Below are 16,801 nucleotides of genomic sequence, written 5' to 3'. Positions count from 1 at the left end.
CGACCCGCGATGTCCAGCACTGAGCTCTTCCTCCGGGACGTCCTGGACATCCCCGATGCGGTCCTCGCAGGCAAGTTCAAGGTCGAGTTGTCCGGCGGGTTCGAGAACACCCAGCGTCTGGTCGACGAGTACGTCGTCACCGATCAGCTGAAGAAAGCCTTCGGCAAGGCGCTCACCCTCGTCCGCAGCTCCGTCCGTGACGGCTCGTCGAACGCCGCGTACCTGCACGGATCGTTCGGCTCCGGTAAGAGCCACTTTATGTCCGTGCTCCACGCAGTGCTCAACAACGATCCGGCCGCCCGATCCAAGCCGCGGCTGCAGGAGGTCATCGCCGAGCACGACGACTGGCTGCGCGACCGCCGGTTCCTCATGGTCCCGTACCACCTCGTCGGCGCCGTCGACCTGGACTCCGCATTGCTCGGCGGCTACGTCCGCGCAATCCGCCGCATAGACCCGAACGCGCCGACGCCGCCGGTCTACCGGGCCGACGCAATGCTGGACGACGCCCGCTACAACCGCAGCATCGAGGGCGACGAGCTGTTCATCCGCAAGCTCGGGGACCGGGCCGTCGGCGGCAGCGCGGTGCACCCCGGCGACGCGGATGAGGACGACCTGGTGCCCCTGGAGGAAGCCGCGGCTCCCTCCACCGGCTGGACCAGCGCGGACCTGGATCGCGCGTTCGCGGCCCCACAGGGCGATCCGCTGCGTGAGGCGCTCGTCTCCGCGCTGCTCAGCGGTCCGATGAAGTCCTACGCTCGCGGCGCCAGCGGCGATGCGAACGCCTTCATCCCGCTCGAGGACGGTCTGTCCGTCATCAGTCGGCACGCCAAGTCGCTCGGCTACGACGGCATCGTGCTATTCCTCGACGAGCTAATCCTCTGGCTCCAGGCCAGGATGAGCGACCAGGACTTCGTGAAGACCGAGGTCGGCAAGCTCGTCAAGATCATCGAGTCGGGGGTGGCGGACCGGCCAGTGCCGATCGTCTCCTTCATCTCTCGGCAGAGGAACCTCTCCCAGCTCGTCGGCGAAGACGTCACGGGCGCCGAGGTCAAGAACCTGGAGTCCCAGGTCGGCTATCTCGCCGAGCGCTTCGACGTGATCAACCTGGAGGACCGGAACCTCCCGGCGATCATCAAGGAGCGCGTGCTCAAGCCCCGCTCCCCGGAGGCCCGGACCGCCCTGAATACGGCCTTCGCCGACTTCGAACAGGCGAACGCGCGGGTCAAGGACGCACTGCTCGACTCCCAGGGCGCGACTCAGGCGGACTGGTCGGACTTCCGCGACGTGTACCCACTGACGCCGGCCCTGCTAAACGTCCTGGTCGCGCTGTCGGGTGCGCTCCAGCGGGAGCGCACCGGTCTGAAGCTGCTCCAGGAGCTGCTGTGGCGGCGCCGGGGGGACATGAAGGTCGGCCAGATCATCCCGCTGGGCGACCTGTGGGACGTCCTCGCCGGAGGCATGGGCGACGCGTTCACGGAGAAGCTCCGCAAGGAGGGCGAGCAGGCCAACCGGTTCTACGAGAAGGTCCGCCTCTGGATGGTGGAGCGCTACCAGGGCGAGGAGAGCGCCGACTTCCAGGCCACCGACCGGCTAGTCAAGACACTCCTGCTGGCCTACCTGACCCCCGAGGTCCCGGCCCTGGCCCGGCTGACCGCGCGCCGACTTGCGGACCTCAACCACGGTTCCGTCAAGCGCACCCGGACGATCACCGACGACAAGGTGGCCCTGGCCCGCCTGGAGGAACTGCAGGGCGAGTTCGGCGGCGAGCTGCGTTCGGACGGCGGCAACGACCCGGTGTTCGCCCTGCACCTGTCCGATCTCGACGTCGAGCCGCTGCTGGACGCCGTCGGCGAGGTCGACCGGGTGAGCGCCCGGCGCGTCTGGATCAAGGAGACCCTCTGGAACGCGCTGGACATCAAGGACACTGAGGGGTTCGTCTGCGAGCACGAGATCGTGTGGCGCGGCACCAAGCGCACCGCCGAGTTCGTCTTCGGCAACGTCCGTGACGCCCAGGAGATCCCGGACGACCACTTCATCCCCTCGGTGGACGGGCGGGTGCGCTTCGTCATCGACTACCCGTTCGACGTTGCCGGCCAGTACCCGAGCAACGACGCCGCGCGGGTCCGTCAGCTGCTGCGGGACGAGCGGCACCACCAGCCCGCCGTGGTGTGGCTTCCGGCGCACCTCTCGCGTCAGCGTGCCGGCCAGCTCGGGCGGCTCCTGAAGATCAACTACGTGCTGGAGCGGGAGCGCCTCGACGACCTCGCGGTCAACTACTCCGCCGAGGACCGCATCCGCATGCGGCACCAGCTCCAGGCGCAGCGGGACAACCTCACCTCCCAGCTCACCGTCACGCTGGGCCAGCTGTACGGCATCAGTCGCCTGGACGAGGCCAACGCCGGTGCACCGGTGGGGGAGGACGGCCACCTGCTGTCGATGCTGCCCGGCCACAAGCCCCGGCTGGAGGCCGCCGCAGGCTTCAAGGGCAACATGCTCCGGATCGCCGACGGTGTCTTCCAGGAGCTGTACCCCAAGCACCCCAACTTCGACCCGTCCGGCAACCGCAAGGCAATCACCCCTGCCGAGCTGAAGACCGTGCTCGGCTGGATCACCAAGGCCATGGAGGACGGCTCCGGGCGCGTGGAACTCGACCGCGGGCAGATGGCCGTCGTCAAGAAGATCGTGCACCCGCTGGAACTTGGGGAGGTCCACGACGGGCCGCTGACCCTGAGCACCGAGTGGCGCCGGCGGATCGACCAGTACGCCGCCCAGCAGCAGATCACGGGCGAGTACAAGGTGGAGGACATCCGCCAGTGGATCGCCAAGCTCGGCTGGACCGGCCTGGACAAGCAGGTCAGCAGTCTGCTGATCGCCACCTACGCCCTGCTGGCAGACCGCTCCTGGGTCTACAACGGCAAGGCCGAGTCGGCGGCGCCGCCCCTGCAGTCGATCGGGGCCGGCCACGTCCTGCGGGCCCAGGAGAAGCCCAGCGAGGCCGAGTTCGCCACCGCGCGGGAGCGTGCGGCGGTGCTGTTCGGCGTCTCCGGAGTGCCGCCGGTGCTGTTCGCCCGCAACGTCGCGAAGCTCGCGGCAGCGGTGCGTGCGAAGGCCGAGGCAGTGGAGCCGGCCGTCGAAGGGGTGCGCAGCTCTCTCGGAAAGCCGCAGCACGCCATCGCGCTGGGCCTTGCCGATTCGCGTGCGCCCCGCCTGCTGGCGGCCCGGCATGCCGCGGACCTCGTCCAGCGGCTGACGCGGCACCAGGACGACACCCCGCTGGTCAAGGAACTCGCCGCAGTCGCGTACGACATCACCGATCAGGAGCTGGGTGCCGCAGTCGGCTCGGCGGAGACCGTCCTCAAGGCGCTCGACCGTACGCAGTGGGATCTGCTGGAGAGCGTGCGCGAGTACACCGGACGGACCGACGGGATCGGTGACCGCGCACAGCGACTGATCGCCGAGGTGGAACGTGCCGCTCACGAGGACGAGTTCGCTCGCCAGCTCGCACCCGTCCTGGACAAGATCCAGCCGCAGTCCCTGGCGCTGATCCGGGACGCGGCCCGGCTGGCCGCTGTCGCCGCACCGGCGGCACCCCCCGCAGCGCCGGTGTCGTCGCCCACGCCGGAGGAGCCGCCGACCGAGGCCGGCCAGGTCAGCCTGACCTTCCACGGCCAGCCGCCCCTGCCCACCTCCCCCACTGAGCCGAGCGCGCCCGCCGCTCCCGCTGGAACCACCACTGCAGCTGGTCCTGCGGCAGCCGCGCCGCGCCGCTCCACCCGCAGGGTGGCAGCCCGGGCCGGAGAAACCGCGTTCGAACGAGCCCTGGCGGATCTGCTGGGCGAGATCCGGGAGTTCGCCGCCACCAACCCCGATACCGAGATCGAGATCGGCTGGAAGCCCGCGGACGACCCCGGAGCGGGCGGTACCGTGAGCGAAGGGACGGCACAGTGATGTCGGCCCAGCCACCCCTGGTCAACCGCCGGGTCATCGAGGCACTTCTGCGTCTGGAGCTTCCCAACGAGCCGGACCGCCGACTCGTCCTGGTCCACGGCCGGTACGAGACTGGCGCGGCTGCAGAGTTCACCGCCTCGCTGGCTGAGGACAAGCGCCGGATCGAGGTCGTGGAGCAGCACTCCGTCCTCGGTATCTCCGACGCCTGGCATCGCCACCAGGAAGAAGCCACAGGCCCGGGTTCGGTCCTTGTGGTCACCACCACGGTCGAGGACGAGCAGCTCGGCTGGGACGTGCTCGGCCACGCCCTGCGCCGCCAGGTCCTCAGCGTCGACCGGGCGGAGATCGTCCGGCTGCGATTCGGAGCCACCGGTCTCGACCCGCGCATCCGCGCGGAATCCTGGCTAGTGAACGCCCTTCTCGAGGCAGAGCCCCACGGTGGCTGGCCGCGGCTGGGCTCCGTGCTCACGCTGGATGCGGCGATGCGCGCACTCGTCGAGGCCAGGCTGTCGATCAGCCAGGCATCCCCCGACGCGGCCGGCACTCGCGGAGACGGTCGTCGCGACACCCCGCTGGACGCCGACACCCTGCTGGCCTGGTCCCGCAGCCCCTTCGGGCCCGCCGCCTACGCGGCACTGGCCAAGGACGAGCAGCAGGGGATCCGAGACTGGCTGACCAAGGTCGCCGGCAGCGCGGCGGCGCTGCTGCTGGACCTGTGCGCCGCCGGCCGCGGCCAGGAAGCCATGGCCCTCGGGGTCGTCGGCTCCGTGGTGGCCGGTCCTGCCCCATCGGCAGAGACCGGCCTCGCGCTCGGCGGGCTGTTCGGCACCATCCGGCCCAAGCCCGCCGACCTGCGTCCCTTCGCCCTCGCGGTCGAGGGAACGCTGATCCGCTGGCTGCTGCAGGCCGAGCAGGCAGGGCCGGAGCAGCACGCGGCCCACAACCGGGCCCGGGAAGTCCTCGAGCAGGCGGACCGGCAGGCTCAGGAAGCCGGTCTGACCGCAGCCCTTGCGGGCAACGCGTACCTGCCCTCCGGGTTCCAGGCTCGCCTCAACGCACTCGCGGCTGTCCTCGACCCCTCCGGCCCCCGCACCCGCACCGTTGCCGCGGCCGAGGCCGCCCTTGAGGAACTGCGCCGCCACCACCTCGCGGGCCTGCTGCGCCCGCGTGTCCGCACCGCCGAAGCCGCGGTGCGCCTGGCCCGGTGGCTGGCCGGCCCGCAGCCGACCGTCACCTCCGTAACGGACGCGGTCGAGCAGCACCTCGCCGACTGGGGCTGGGTGGATGCCGCCCTGACCGTCCTGTGGGCCGGCGACGCCGATGCCCAGGAACCGGTCAGTGCCGCCTACCACAGCGTCTACCACGCTGCTCGTGGGCGGCGTGCGGTGATCGACGAGATCTTCGCCCGGTATCTGCGTGATTGGACACGCACCGCGACCGGCCAAACGCCGGCCGGGGCGCTCCTGGTCGAGAACGTGCTCGACACCATCGCCGTCAAGCTCGCCGGAAAGTCGGGCCGGGCACCGCTGATCCTGCTGGTCGACGGCATGAGCAGCGAAGTCGCGGTCGGCTTCGGCGAAGAACTCGCCCGCCGCGGCTGGCTGGAGACCGGCCCCGCTCGAGGCCGCCGCACGGCCGCAGTCGCCGCGATCCCCTCACTCACCCGCATCAGCCGAGCCTCCCTCCTCACCGGCAGCCTCACCCAGGGCGGCCAATCGGTGGAGAAGCCAGGCTTCGAGGCGTTCTGGTCCCGGCAGCGCCGTTCGGCCGCCTTGTTCCACAAAGCGGACATAGGAGGTGCGGCCGGCCAGCGGCTCTCCGACACGCTGCAGCGCGAACTGGCCGGCGAGGCGGTCGTCGGCGTCGTGCTGAACACGGTCGACGACTCACTCGATCACGCGGCCCAGGGCGACCGCACGCGGTGGCGCCTGGCCGACGTGACCTACCTGGACGAGCTCCTCGCCGCCGCCCGCCTCTACAGCCGACCCGTCGTCATCGTCGCCGACCACGGCCACGTCCTCGAGCGGGGCGAAGGACTCGACGCCCCGGCAGCCGCCGGGAGCGTAAGTGCCGCGCGCTGGCGCCTCGGCGAACCGGGACCCGGCGAAGTCCTGCTCAGCGGGCCGCGCGTGCTCGAGGGTGATGGACGCATCGTCGCGCCATGGCGCGAGGACATCCGCTACACACCCCGCAAGGCGGGCTACCACGGCGGCGCCTCCCTCGCCGAGATGACCGTTCCGATCCTGACGCTGCTGCCCGTGGACACCGACCCGCCCAAGGACTGGCACCTCCTCGCACCGGAGGACGTCACCCCACACTGGTGGAACGCAGGCAACCCCGCCCGCGATGCCGCACGTGCCGCCGAGCAGACCGACACGTCGTCGACCTCGGCCAAGCCCACGGACAGCCAGGAACCTGCGGAGGAGACGCGCGAATCCGCCGAGACGAACACCCCGGCACACGGCCCCTCCTTCGGGGCGAAACTGGTGGCGTCCGAGACATTCCGTTTCCAGCGGAGGTTCGTCCGCAAGCCGCCCGAGCCCGAGGTCATGGCTGCCGTCGTCGACGCCCTGGTGGCAGCGGACGGCGTCCTGTCCCTGACCGCGGTGGCAGCGGCAGCGGGCAAGGCCGGCCGCAACGCCGACGGCTTCGCCGCCACACTGCAACGACTCATGAACGTAGAGGGCTACCCCGTGCTGGAATTCAGCGACAACGGAACCCGCCTGCGGCTCAACGTGCCGCTCGCCCGTGAACAGTTCCAGGTGGACAGCTGATGAGCACTACCCAGCCCCCCTCCGGGGGACACGCGGCTTCCGTGAGCGCGGCCCGCCGCCGCGACGTGGTCGATGCCCTGCGCCGAGGCACGGTGCCCCAATTCGGGCTCGACCTCTTCGCCGTCGGCCTCGACCGCTTCGAGCGTGCCCTCGACGACGACCTGACCGTCGTCACCCGAGGCGGCGCCGCCTTCCACGCCGTCCGAGGCGACTACGGCTCCGGCAAGACCTTCTTCGCCCGCTGGCTGGCCGAGCGGGCCAAGCGCATGGGCCTGGCCACGGCCGAGATCCAGATCTCCGAGACCGAGACCCCGCTCCACCGGCTGGAGACGGTCTACCGGCGCCTTACCGAACGCCTGTCCACCGCGAGCCACGCCCCGAGCGCCCTGCGCGCCATCGTCGACTCCTGGTTCTACACGCTCGAAGAGGAAGTCCTCGACGCCGGAGACGTACCGGAGGACGACACCGAAGCCCTCGGCAAGGCCGTCGACGCGCTCATGGAGTCCCGCCTCGCCGACGTCGCCCGCACCACCCCCGCCTTCGCCGCGGCCCTGCGCGGCTACCGCCATGCCAAGGCCGCAGGCGACGCCGCAACAGCCGAGGCGCTCATCGCCTGGCTCGGAGGCCAGAAGTCCGTCGCGGCCGGTGCCCGCCGGACCGCCGGCGTCCGCGGAGACCTCGACCACTTCGCCGCCCTCGGCTTCCTCCAGGGCCTGCTGACCGTCCTGCGGGACTGCGGACACCCCGGTCTGCTGCTTGTCCTCGACGAGATCGAGACCCTCCAGCGTGTGCGAGGCGACGTCCGGGAGAAGGGCCTCAACGCCCTTCGACAGCTGTTGGACGAGATCGACGCCGGCCGTTTCCCCGGCCTGTTCCTGGTGATCACCGGCACGCCCGCGTTTTACGACGGACAGCAGGGCGTGCAGAGGCTTCCCCCGCTGGCCCAGCGCCTGGCCACCGACTTCACGACCGACCCGCGCTTCGACTCACCCCGCGCGGTCCAGCTGCGCCTTGCCGGCTTCGACCTGGAGCGGCTCGGTGAACTCGGCCGCAGCGTCCGGGACCTCTACGCCGGAGCCGCCCGCAACCCGGACCGGGTCGCCGAACTCGTCGACAACGCCTACATCGCCGAACTCGCCACCGCCGTCACCGGAGGACTCGGCGGCCAGGTCGGCATCGCACCGCGCATCTTCCTGCGCAAACTTGTCGCCGACGTCCTCGACCGGGTCGACGAGTTCGACGACTTCGACCCGCGCCAGCACTACGCCCTCACCCTCTCCTCGGCCGAGCTGAGCGAAGCCGAACGCAGCGCCGCCTCCGCGGGCGACATCGAGCTCGACCTATGAGCGACTCCCACACACCCTCCGGCCCTGGGGCCGGGACGGCCGCCCTGTCCCGGCTCCAACCCGCTCTCGTCCACCACATCGTCAACTCCCTCGGCTGGCGCGAACTCCGCCCCCTCCAGCAGGAGGCCATCGCCCCGCTGCTCGACGGCTCGGACGCGGTCCTGCTCGCCCCCACAGCCGGCGGCAAGACCGAAGCCGCGTCGTTCCCCCTGCTGTCCGCCATGGAACAGCAGCGATGGACCGGCCTGTCGGTGCTGTACGTGTGCCCGCTCAAAGCCCTGCTGAACAACCTCCTGCCACGCCTCGAAACGTACGCCGGATGGCTCGGACGGCGCGCGGCACTCTGGCACGGCGACATCCCCCAGACCGCACGCCGACGCATCCTCACCGACCCACCGGACATCCTGCTCACCACCCCCGAGTCGATCGAGGCCATGCTGGTGAGCACCAAGGTCGACCAGCGCCGCCTCTTCGCCGACCTTCGGACCATTGTCGTCGACGAGGTCCACGCCTTCGCCGGCGACGACCGCGGCTGGCACCTGCTCGCCGTCCTCGAACGCCTCCAACACCTGGCCGGACGGCCCATCCAGCGCGTCGGCCTGTCCGCCACGGTCGGCAACCCGGGCGACCTCCTCCACTGGCTGCAAGGCTCAGGCCGCGGCCAGCGCTCCGCCCAGGTCGTCGCCCCCGGTGTCGATCTCGCCCCACGAGCCGTCGCCGACGCCACGACGGTGACACCACCGGGAGACATCGAACTCGACTACGTCGGATCAACCGCCAATGCGGCCAAGGTCATCGCCGCCCTCCACCGAGGCGAGAAGCGGCTGGTCTTCTGCGACTCCCGGCAACTCGTCGAAGAACTCGGTGCCGCGCTCCGCGCCGCAGGCGTCACCACCTTCCTCTCCCACGCCTCCCTCTCGCTCGACGACCGGCGCCGTGCCGAAGCTGCCTTCGCCGAGGCCCGCGACTGCGTCATCGTCTCCACCAGCACCCTCGAACTCGGCATCGACGTCGGCGACTTGGATCGCGTCATCCAGATCGATGCCCCCACCACTGTCGCCTCCTTCCTCCAACGCATCGGCCGCACCGGACGCCGCGCAGGCTCCAACCGCAACTGCCTCTTCCTCGCCCGCAGCCACGAGGCACTGCTCAGCGCCTCGGCCCTCCTCGTCCTGTGGGGCCGCGGCTACATCGAGCCAGTCACCGCCCCGCCCGAGCCCCGGCACATCGTCGCCCAGCAACTCCTGGCCCTCAGCCTGCAAGAGCACAAGATCGCCCAAGGACTCTGGAACCAGAGCTGGAACGGCCTGCCCCCGTTCGACCGCAGCGCCGAACCCATCCTGCGGCATCTGGTGAACGACGGCTTCCTCGACCAGGACGGCGAGCTGCTGTTCATCGGCCCGGCCGCCGAGGAGAAGATCGGCCGCCGCCACTTCATGGGCATCACCGCCGTCTTCACCGCACCACCCGAATTCACCGTCCTCGCCGGCCGTCAGGAGATCGGCCGCACTGACCCCATGCTCCTCACCGAGAAGATCGACGGCCCCCGGGTCCTCCTGCTCGGCGGGCGAAGCTGGAAGGTCACCTGGATCGACTGGACCAGGCGCCGCTGCTACGTCGAACCCTCAGACCTCGCCGGCCGAGCCCGCTGGTTCGGCACCGGCTACAGCGGCACCTCCTTCGCCCTCAACCAGGCCGCCCGCGACGTCCTGCTTGGCACCGACCCGCCGGTCAAACTCACCCGCCGCGCCACCCAGCAGCTCGCCCACGTGCGCGAGCAGAACGTCGACACCGTCCACCCCGGCGGCACCGTCATCACCCGAGCCGGCGACGACATCCGCTGGTGGACCTGGGCGGGCTACCGGGCCAACGCCACCCTCACCGCCACCCTCGCTGGCCTCACCGACGAACGCCAGCGCTTCTCCGATGAATACCTACGCCTACGCACCGACCTCACGCCGCAGATGTGGAAGGCAGGCACGGCCGACGCAGCCTCACGCCTGTGCCTGCCTGATGTCGACGTGAAGGCCATGCGAGGGTTGAAGTTCCACGAGGCTCTCCCCGAACGGCTTGCGATGGCCACGCTCGCGACCAGGCTCGCAGACCTCGACTCAGCGACGACTGTCCTAGTCGAGCCGGTCAGGTTTTCAGTCCAAGCGAGGTGAGCACGTCGTGGCTGGTTCGCCGGCGCGAGCCGCCGCGGCACCGGCCCGTGCGGCTTCGATCGCGTCCATCCGGTAGGCAGGTGCGGCGGCGTGCCCCTGGTGGACGGCCCTCCTGACTGCAGTGGAACAGCAGCCACGGTGGCCGACGACTCCTTCAAGGCTGCCGCGCCGCAGGGGGCGATGATTGGCCCTGGCCCGCTGGTGCCTTTGTGGGCTTCCCTCAGTGGGACACCACGCTACTGAGGCGAAGAAGGATGATGCGGGTCCAGGAAATCGACAACGCGGAATTTGGCAAATCGGCAATTGTCGGCTTGTCGGAAAATGCTCGTTGAATTGGTTCTAACTTCGCGGACGAGGGCCGCGAGTTTGCCGGACCGCGAATTTTGCGAGGGTGTGACGCCTCTCGTCGGGAAGCTCTTCCGCCTCCGGCAGCACCGGTCTATCATGAAGCCATGGATGGCGTGAAGTCGCAGGTTGACCGGGGTCGCACGGCCCCGCTGCCTGGGGACCAGCTGGGGACCACACGTCCTGCGCGCCCGTGCGCGACGTGCCTGTCGTACGTCTTCCTGAACGCGCGAGACGCGCGTGAGCAGGCATTTCGGGGAGAATGACGAACCGAAACTAAACTGGGGGTCAAGGGGTCGCAGGTTCAAATCCTGTCGTCCCGACAGTGATGTCGGAAGGCCGTTGATCGGGAGAAATCCCAGATCAGCGGCCTTTTTGCTGATGGCCCGACAGGCGGTGGGCGGCTGCGATGCCACCGCTCCGTGATCTTGCCGGGGACCAGCTGGGGACCGCAGCCATGGGCCGAAGGCCCGCTGCAACCCTGGGCGGCGGGCGCGCGTTCGGCTTCACACGAGGTCGCCGGCCTGCCAGCCCGGGGGGACTTTGGGCAGTCCGATCAGGGCGTCGATGTGCAGGTGTTCGGCGAGCAGGGCTTTGAGGTTGCGGCCGTCGATGAGGCGGAGGCGGCCGTTGCGGTGGGCGAAGTCGTAGCTGTCCTTGCCGAACCACGAGGTGGTGACGACGATGCCGTAGCCGGCGTCCTTGTCGTGCATGACGCCCGACATGGCGCGGACGGTGTTCACCGGGACGACGTTCTTGGAGCGTTTGGCCTGGATGGCGAAGACGGTGGATCCGGTCGGGTCGGTGAGGGTCGCGACGGCGTCCACGCCGTCGTCGCGGGAGCCCTGGGTGCGCCAGGTCTCGTAGCCCATGGCCTCGAAGAGTTCGCGGACCAGGCGTTCGAAGTCGTAGGGGTTCATCTGGAGCAGGTCGGGCCGGCTGTCGAGGGTGGCCACCACGGCGGTTTCGGTGATGATGCGGTAGCGGGACAGGTCCGCTTCGACGACGGGTGTGACCGGTTCCAGGTCGTGGGGGTGTTCGGAGACGGTGGCGCCGAGGCGGTGGAGGCACTGTTGGGGGTCGAGTCTCGGTTCGTCCAGGACCAGTTCGGCGAAGTCCTTGCGTAGGGCGACGAGGCTGACGACGCAGGCCCGGATTGCCTGGCCGGTGGCGCGGTCGGTGGCGTTGACGCGTCCGTTGAGGATGATGCTCTCCACGAAGGCGGCCGGTGTGACGGAGAACGCCTCGTCCAGGGCCCGCAGGGCGAGGCGGGCCACCAGGCGGGCGTAGGCGTCGTGCACTTCGGCCTGCTTGAGTGGCTGGGGGACGATCTCGGAGCGCTGGGCGATGTAGCGGTAGGAGGCGACGGTGGGGACGATCTCGTGGTTCGGGAGGTCGACCTCGATGAGGAGTTGCTGGGCCTCCGGGACGTAGATGGCGTGGGCCGCGGTGCGGCAGCCGTCGGGGACGGGGGAGCGCCGCAGCAGGTCTTCGACGACGTTCGAGACGCCCTGAGGGCCGTCGTGGGTGAAGGCCTGTTCCACGTGCGGGTGCCACAGGTCGAGGCCGTCGGGCCGGAGGAGCAGGACCGTCTCCAGTTCCTCGCGGCGCCGTTGGCAGTCGGCGGTGTCCTGCTCCGCCCGGGACTTGAGGCGATCGGCCTCCGCCTGCCGGGCCTGCCGCTCGGCTGCCTTCTCGGCCTGCGCCTCCTCGCGCCTCCGTGTCTCCTCGGCGCGGCGGCGGGCCGTCTGGCGTTTGGCCAACTCGGCTTCCACGCGCGCGGCTTCCTTGGCGCGGGTGGCCTCCTCGCGTCGGAGGTGCTTCTCGCCGGCGGCCAGGAGGCGGGCGTGTTCGACGGCGGGGTCGACCTTCCGCTTCCGGGGGCGGGGCTTGGGCGGGGCCGGCGGGGCGGCGGCCTGCTGGGCTTCCACGGCTCGTGCCTGCTGCTTCAAGCGGTACGCCTCGGCGAGGATTTCCGCCACGGTCTTTCGGCGCGCCACCCGTCCACCCCCTGGTCCGTGGCAGTGCGGACCGTGCGGGAGTCCGTGCTGCCTGAGCGATACGTCGGCAGCCCTACCCGGTTGGGGCTGCCGGGAATCCGGCGGGCTGTGCTGAGGGCGCACCCGAGTGCGGGGGAGTGGGAGCATCGGGTTCCGGAGTTCTGGCAGGAGGGGTGCGGTGGTCGAGGACCCTTGTCGGCGGCACGGTGATCCCGGAGGCCTTGAGGCTCCTTACCCAGCCCCGCCCGTCAGTCGACAGCGGCTACTCCCGGTCACGGACCTCGACGTCGGCGCCGCCCGCCTGTTGGCGCGTCGGCCGCCGCCTGCCGGGGTGTCCGGCGGGCGGAGGCCGACGTCGGGGGGCGTTCGCGGTTACCGCCGGCTGCGGGCCGGAGACGTGCCTTGCGCAGGGCCGGTGCTGCGGTGGATCTCCGCGACCAGGAAGGCGAGATCCAGGGACTGGCTGCGGTTGAGCCGTGGGTCGCAGGCCGTCTCGTAGCGGTCGTGCAGATCGTGCGGCAGCACCTCGTGCGTCCCGCCGAGGCACTCGGTGACGTGGTCTCCGGTCAGTTCCAGGTGGAGGCCGCCGGGATGGGTGCCGAGCGTGCGGTGTACGTCGAAGAAGCCCTCCACCTCGGCGAGGATCGTGGAGAGGTGGCGGGTCTTGTGGCCGCTCGGTGCTTCGAAGGTGTTGCCGTGCATGGGGTCGCAGACCCAGACGACCTGCGCCCCGGAGTCGGTGACGCGCCGCACGAGATCGGGGAGCACCGCTCTGATCCGGTCCGCGCCCATCCTGGTGATGAAGGTCAGGCGGCCCGGCTCCCGTTCCGGGTCGAGGAGGTCGATCAGTGCCAGTGCCTCGTCCGCGGTGGCGGTCGGTCCCAGCTTCACCCCGATCGGGTTGCGGATCCCGGCCGCGAACGCGATGTGCGCGCCGTCCGGTTGGCGGGTCCGCTCGCCGATCCAGACCATGTGCGCGGAGGTGTCGTACCGGGTGCCGGTACGGGGGTCGGTGCGGACCAGGGCGCTCTCGTAGTCGAGCAGCAGCGCCTCGTGGCTGGTGAAGAACTCGGTGGTGGGCAGCAGTTCGGGGTCCGCGCCGCTGGCCGCGAGGAAGCGCAGGGCCCGGTCGATCTCGTCGACGAGCCGCCCGTAGGGTGCGCCGGCGGGTGACCGGCCGGCGAAGTCGCGGTTCCGTTCCTGGGCGGCGCGGAGGTCCGCGGCGCCACCGGAGACGCAGGACCGGATCACGTCGAGGGTCGCCGCCGAGGCGTGGTACATCCGCTTGAGCCGCTCGGGGTCGGGGATGCGTGCCGTGCGGCTGAACCCGGGGGCGTTGACCGCGTCGCCCCGGTAGACCGGCAGGGAGAGCGCGCCGCGCGTCTCGGTCGGGCGGGACCTCGGCTTGGCGTACTGACCGGCGAGGCGTCCCACCTTGACCACGGGGACGGACGCGGCGTAGCCGAGGACGGCGGCCATCTGGAGGATGACCTGCAGCTTGGCGCGGATCTGCTGCTCGGAGACGCCGTCGAAGGTCTCGGCGCAGTCCCCGCCCTGCAACAGGAACGCCTCGCCGCGCGCCGCGGCGGCCAGCCGCTCGCGCAGCAGGTCGCACTCGCCCGCGGCCACCAGGGCCGGGTAGCCGGCCAGTTCCCCGGTCACCGCGCGGAGCGCGGGCCGGTCGGGCCACGACGGCTGCTGGGCGGCCGGAAGGCTGCGCCAGGACTCCCACGGCAGGGGGCCGGCGGAGGGGTCGGGGTCGAGGTCGGGATCGAGTGCCGGGTCGAGCTGCGGGCTGAGATCGGTAGCAGTCATGATGTCCGGTTCGCGGTGGCGAGCAGGCCGCCGCACTCCTCTCGGTGGGTCGCGGTCAGCGGTTTCCGGAGAACCCGCTGGACGGGCGGGGCCGCCGCGGTCACCGGCCGGCGGGCGAGCGAGGCGACCGCGTTGTCGACGATCAGGTGGCCGGCCCGCCCGCCCGAGGTCATGATCGACTCCGGGTGGAACTGGACGGCGGCCAGCGGCTTCGTGCGGTGCTCCAGAGCCATCACGGTGCCGTCGTCGGCCACCGCCGTGACCATCAACTCCGGTGGTAGTGAATCGGGTTCGGCGTACAGCGAGTGGTAGCGGCCGATCTCGAACTCGGCCGGGAGGCCGGCCAGCAGGCGGGAGCCGGGGACGGTGATCCGGGCCAGGGAGCTCTTCCCGTGCACCGGGCGGTCGAGCGTGCCCAGCCGGCCGCCGAAGTACTCGGCGAGGCCCTGCAGGCCGAGGCACACGCCGAAGACGGGCAGCCGGAGGCGCTCCGCCTCCGCCAGGGTCGCGGCGAGGTCGAAGTCCTCCGGGCGGCCGGGGCCGGGCGAGAGGACCAGGAGGTCGGGTGATTCCCGTTCCAGCATCGGCAGATGGCGGCCGCTGCGATAGGTCACCACCTCTGCGCCGGTCTGCCGCAGGTAGTCGGCGAGGCAGTGCACGAAGGAGTCGCGGTGGTCGATCAGCAGGATGCGCCTGCCCGCGCCGGGGCCGCCGCTCGCCGCCGGGGACGGGGCAGGCGGGGCCGGCCGCTCCAGGACGCGAAGGAGTGCGCGGGCCTTGAGTTCCGTCTCGGCTTCCTCCGCCTCGGGCGAGGACTCCCAGAGCAGCGTGGCACCGGCCCTGACCGTGGCGATGCCCTCCCGGATCTGGATGGTGCGCAGCGTCAGGACGGTGTCGAGCCCGCCGTCGAAGCCGATCCGTCCGACGGCGCCGCCGTACCAGCGGCGCGGCGACCGCTCCGCGCGCTCGATGAACCGGATCGCGGGTACCTTGGGCGCGCCGGTGACGGTGACCGCCCACAGGTGGGTCAGGAAGGCGTCCAACGCGTCGCGGTCCGGCCGGAGTTCACCCTCGACGTGGTCCACGGTGTGGATCAGCGTGGAATACATCTCGATCTTCCGCCTGGCCGTCACCCGGACCGTGCCCGGGACGCACACGCGCGCCTTGTCGTTCCGGTCGACGTCGGTGCACATGGTCAGCTCGGACTCCTCCTTGAGCGAGCCGAGCAGGCCCCGGATCCGGGCGGCGTCCTCCAGCGCGTCGCGCCCCCGGGCGACGGTCCCGCTGATCGGTGCGCTCTCGACCAGCCTCCGCCCGGCGGGACGGGAGCGGTCGGTGCGGACCCGGACGAACATCTCCGGCGAGGCGCCGACCAGGTACTCCCCACCGCCGAGGTTCGCCAACAGGGCGTGCGGGGCGGGGTTCTGCTCCAAGAGGCGCCGGAACAGCACGGACGGGGGCCGGTCGCAGCCGCGGCGGAACACCTGTCCGGGGACCACCTCGAACAGGTCGCCGGACCGGAACAGCGGCATCGCCTGCCGGACCAGCTCCGCGTACTCGCCCGGCGCGTGGTCGCGCAACTGCGCCGGCACACCCGGGACGAAGGGGGCCGCACCGGTCGTACGGGCAAGCCCTGCCGTGGACCGGCCCGCGTACCCGAACTCGTAGCGGTGCCGGCGGACCACGTCGCGCTCCAGGTCGAACTCCAGGATCTCGTCCGGAAGGTGCAGCACCAGATCGCGGTCCCGGGGACGGCGCGACTGGTGCGGCTCGATCGGTTCCAGCTGGAACACGAGGTCGTACCCGAAGGCGCCGTAGAGGCCGAGCAGCCCGTCCCCGGCCGCGGCGAGTGCGGCGACCAGCGCGCGGACGGCGGTGAAGACGCCGGCGTGGCGGGTGCGGTCCTCCTCCGCGAAGTGCTCGGGCTGCGGGGCCACCCGGCCGCGGACCTCTCCGGCCTGCTCCACGGCGCCCTGGAGGACGCCGCGGAGCGCGCCTCCCAGCGGGGGCAGCAGAACCCGGCCGCGCGTGTTGAGTGCGCGCAGGACGACCTCGTCGCCGGTCAGCGTGAGTTCGAGCGGCGGGTCGAGGTAGCCGACGGCGCGGGTGGCGCCGTGGAAGCGCAGCAGGCCGCGCCGGCTGTCGAGCGCGCTCTGCAGGGCCGTGAGGGCGGCTCGGGCATCGGTGGCCTCCTCGGTGGTTCGGGCGACTGTCACCCCGACGGGGGTCGCCCACTCGTCCGAGGCGGGCCGGGCCGGTGGCGGGGCCACCGTCTCCAGCAATGGCATGGGGAACTCCATGGACTTGACGGGACTCTGCCCGGCGCCTGTGGCGGCGGGGCTTGGGCGGGCTCTGCGGCCGGGCGGCCGGGTGGTCGTGCGGCCGGGCGGCCGGGTGGTCGGGCTCGG

7 protein-coding genes are annotated in these 16,801 nt (G+C 71.2%); 4 read left to right on the top strand and 3 right to left on the bottom strand.

Annotation, left to right across the window (positions count from 1 at the left end):
• Positions 1 to 9 precede the first annotated feature (9 nt).
• From ACFXAM_RS02840 to ACFXAM_RS02825, 4 genes are read left to right on the top strand one after another with little or no spacing between them, the layout of a single operon-like run.
• Positions 10 to 3,948, top strand: a complete 3,939-nt coding sequence (locus ACFXAM_RS02840; RefSeq protein WP_380287202.1) for a PglY protein — start codon at positions 10 to 12, stop codon at positions 3,946 to 3,948.
• Complete coding sequence (pglZ, locus tag ACFXAM_RS02835; RefSeq protein WP_380287201.1) at positions 3,948 to 6,722, top strand: BREX-2 system phosphatase PglZ; 2,775 nt, start codon at positions 3,948 to 3,950, stop codon at positions 6,720 to 6,722. The genes ACFXAM_RS02840 and pglZ overlap by 1 nt, the downstream gene beginning before the upstream one ends.
• Positions 6,722 to 8,068, top strand: a complete 1,347-nt coding sequence (brxD, locus tag ACFXAM_RS02830) for a BREX system ATP-binding protein BrxD (RefSeq protein ID WP_380287200.1) — start codon at positions 6,722 to 6,724, stop codon at positions 8,066 to 8,068. Before pglZ ends, brxD begins: the two co-directional genes overlap by 1 nt.
• Positions 8,065 to 10,233, top strand: coding sequence for a DEAD/DEAH box helicase (locus tag ACFXAM_RS02825; protein ID WP_380287199.1), 2,169 nt, complete (start codon positions 8,065 to 8,067; stop codon positions 10,231 to 10,233). The genes brxD and ACFXAM_RS02825 overlap by 4 nt, the downstream gene beginning before the upstream one ends.
• Before the next feature lie 851 nt (positions 10,234 to 11,084).
• Here ACFXAM_RS02825 and ACFXAM_RS02820 read toward each other — a convergent pair.
• The 3 genes from ACFXAM_RS02820 to ACFXAM_RS02810 all read right to left on the bottom strand — a co-directional run bounded on the left by ACFXAM_RS02820 (position 11,085) and on the right by ACFXAM_RS02810 (position 16,681).
• Positions 11,085 to 12,578: a restriction endonuclease gene (locus ACFXAM_RS02820; protein WP_380287198.1), complete on the bottom strand. Its 1,494-nt coding sequence runs from the start codon at positions 12,576 to 12,578 to the stop codon at positions 11,085 to 11,087.
• Positions 12,579 to 12,950: 372 nt separating this feature from the next.
• A complete protein-coding gene (locus tag ACFXAM_RS02815; protein ID WP_380287197.1) occupies positions 12,951 to 14,393 on the bottom strand; it encodes a class II 3-deoxy-7-phosphoheptulonate synthase in 1,443 nt (480 codons plus the stop codon).
• Positions 14,390 to 16,681 (bottom strand): anthranilate synthase component I, encoded by a 2,292-nt coding sequence (locus tag ACFXAM_RS02810; RefSeq protein ID WP_380287196.1) that lies wholly within the window; start codon positions 16,679 to 16,681, stop codon positions 14,390 to 14,392. The genes ACFXAM_RS02815 and ACFXAM_RS02810 overlap by 4 nt, the downstream gene beginning before the upstream one ends.
• Positions 16,682 to 16,801 lie beyond the last annotated feature (120 nt).

It is taken from the genome of Kitasatospora sp. NPDC059462 (genome assembly GCF_042749955.1).
GTDB lineage: Bacteria > Actinomycetota > Actinomycetes > Streptomycetales > Streptomycetaceae > Kitasatospora.
Note: the sequence above shows the minus strand (reverse complement) of the source record. Positions and strands in the feature narration are given on the sequence as shown.

Coding starts and splice junctions, on each gene's coding strand:
- ACFXAM_RS02840 (WP_380287202.1), top strand. CDS start 10: ATGTCCAGCACTGAGCTCTTCCTCCGGGACGTCCTGGACATCCCCGAT.
- pglZ (WP_380287201.1), top strand. CDS start 3,948: ATGTCGGCCCAGCCACCCCTGGTCAACCGCCGGGTCATCGAGGCACTT.
- brxD (WP_380287200.1), top strand. CDS start 6,722: ATGAGCACTACCCAGCCCCCCTCCGGGGGACACGCGGCTTCCGTGAGC.
- ACFXAM_RS02825 (WP_380287199.1), top strand. CDS start 8,065: ATGAGCGACTCCCACACACCCTCCGGCCCTGGGGCCGGGACGGCCGCC.
- ACFXAM_RS02815 (WP_380287197.1), bottom strand. CDS start 14,393: ATGACTGCTACCGATCTCAGCCCGCAGCTCGACCCGGCACTCGATCCC.
- ACFXAM_RS02810 (WP_380287196.1), bottom strand. CDS start 16,681: ATGCCATTGCTGGAGACGGTGGCCCCGCCACCGGCCCGGCCCGCCTCG.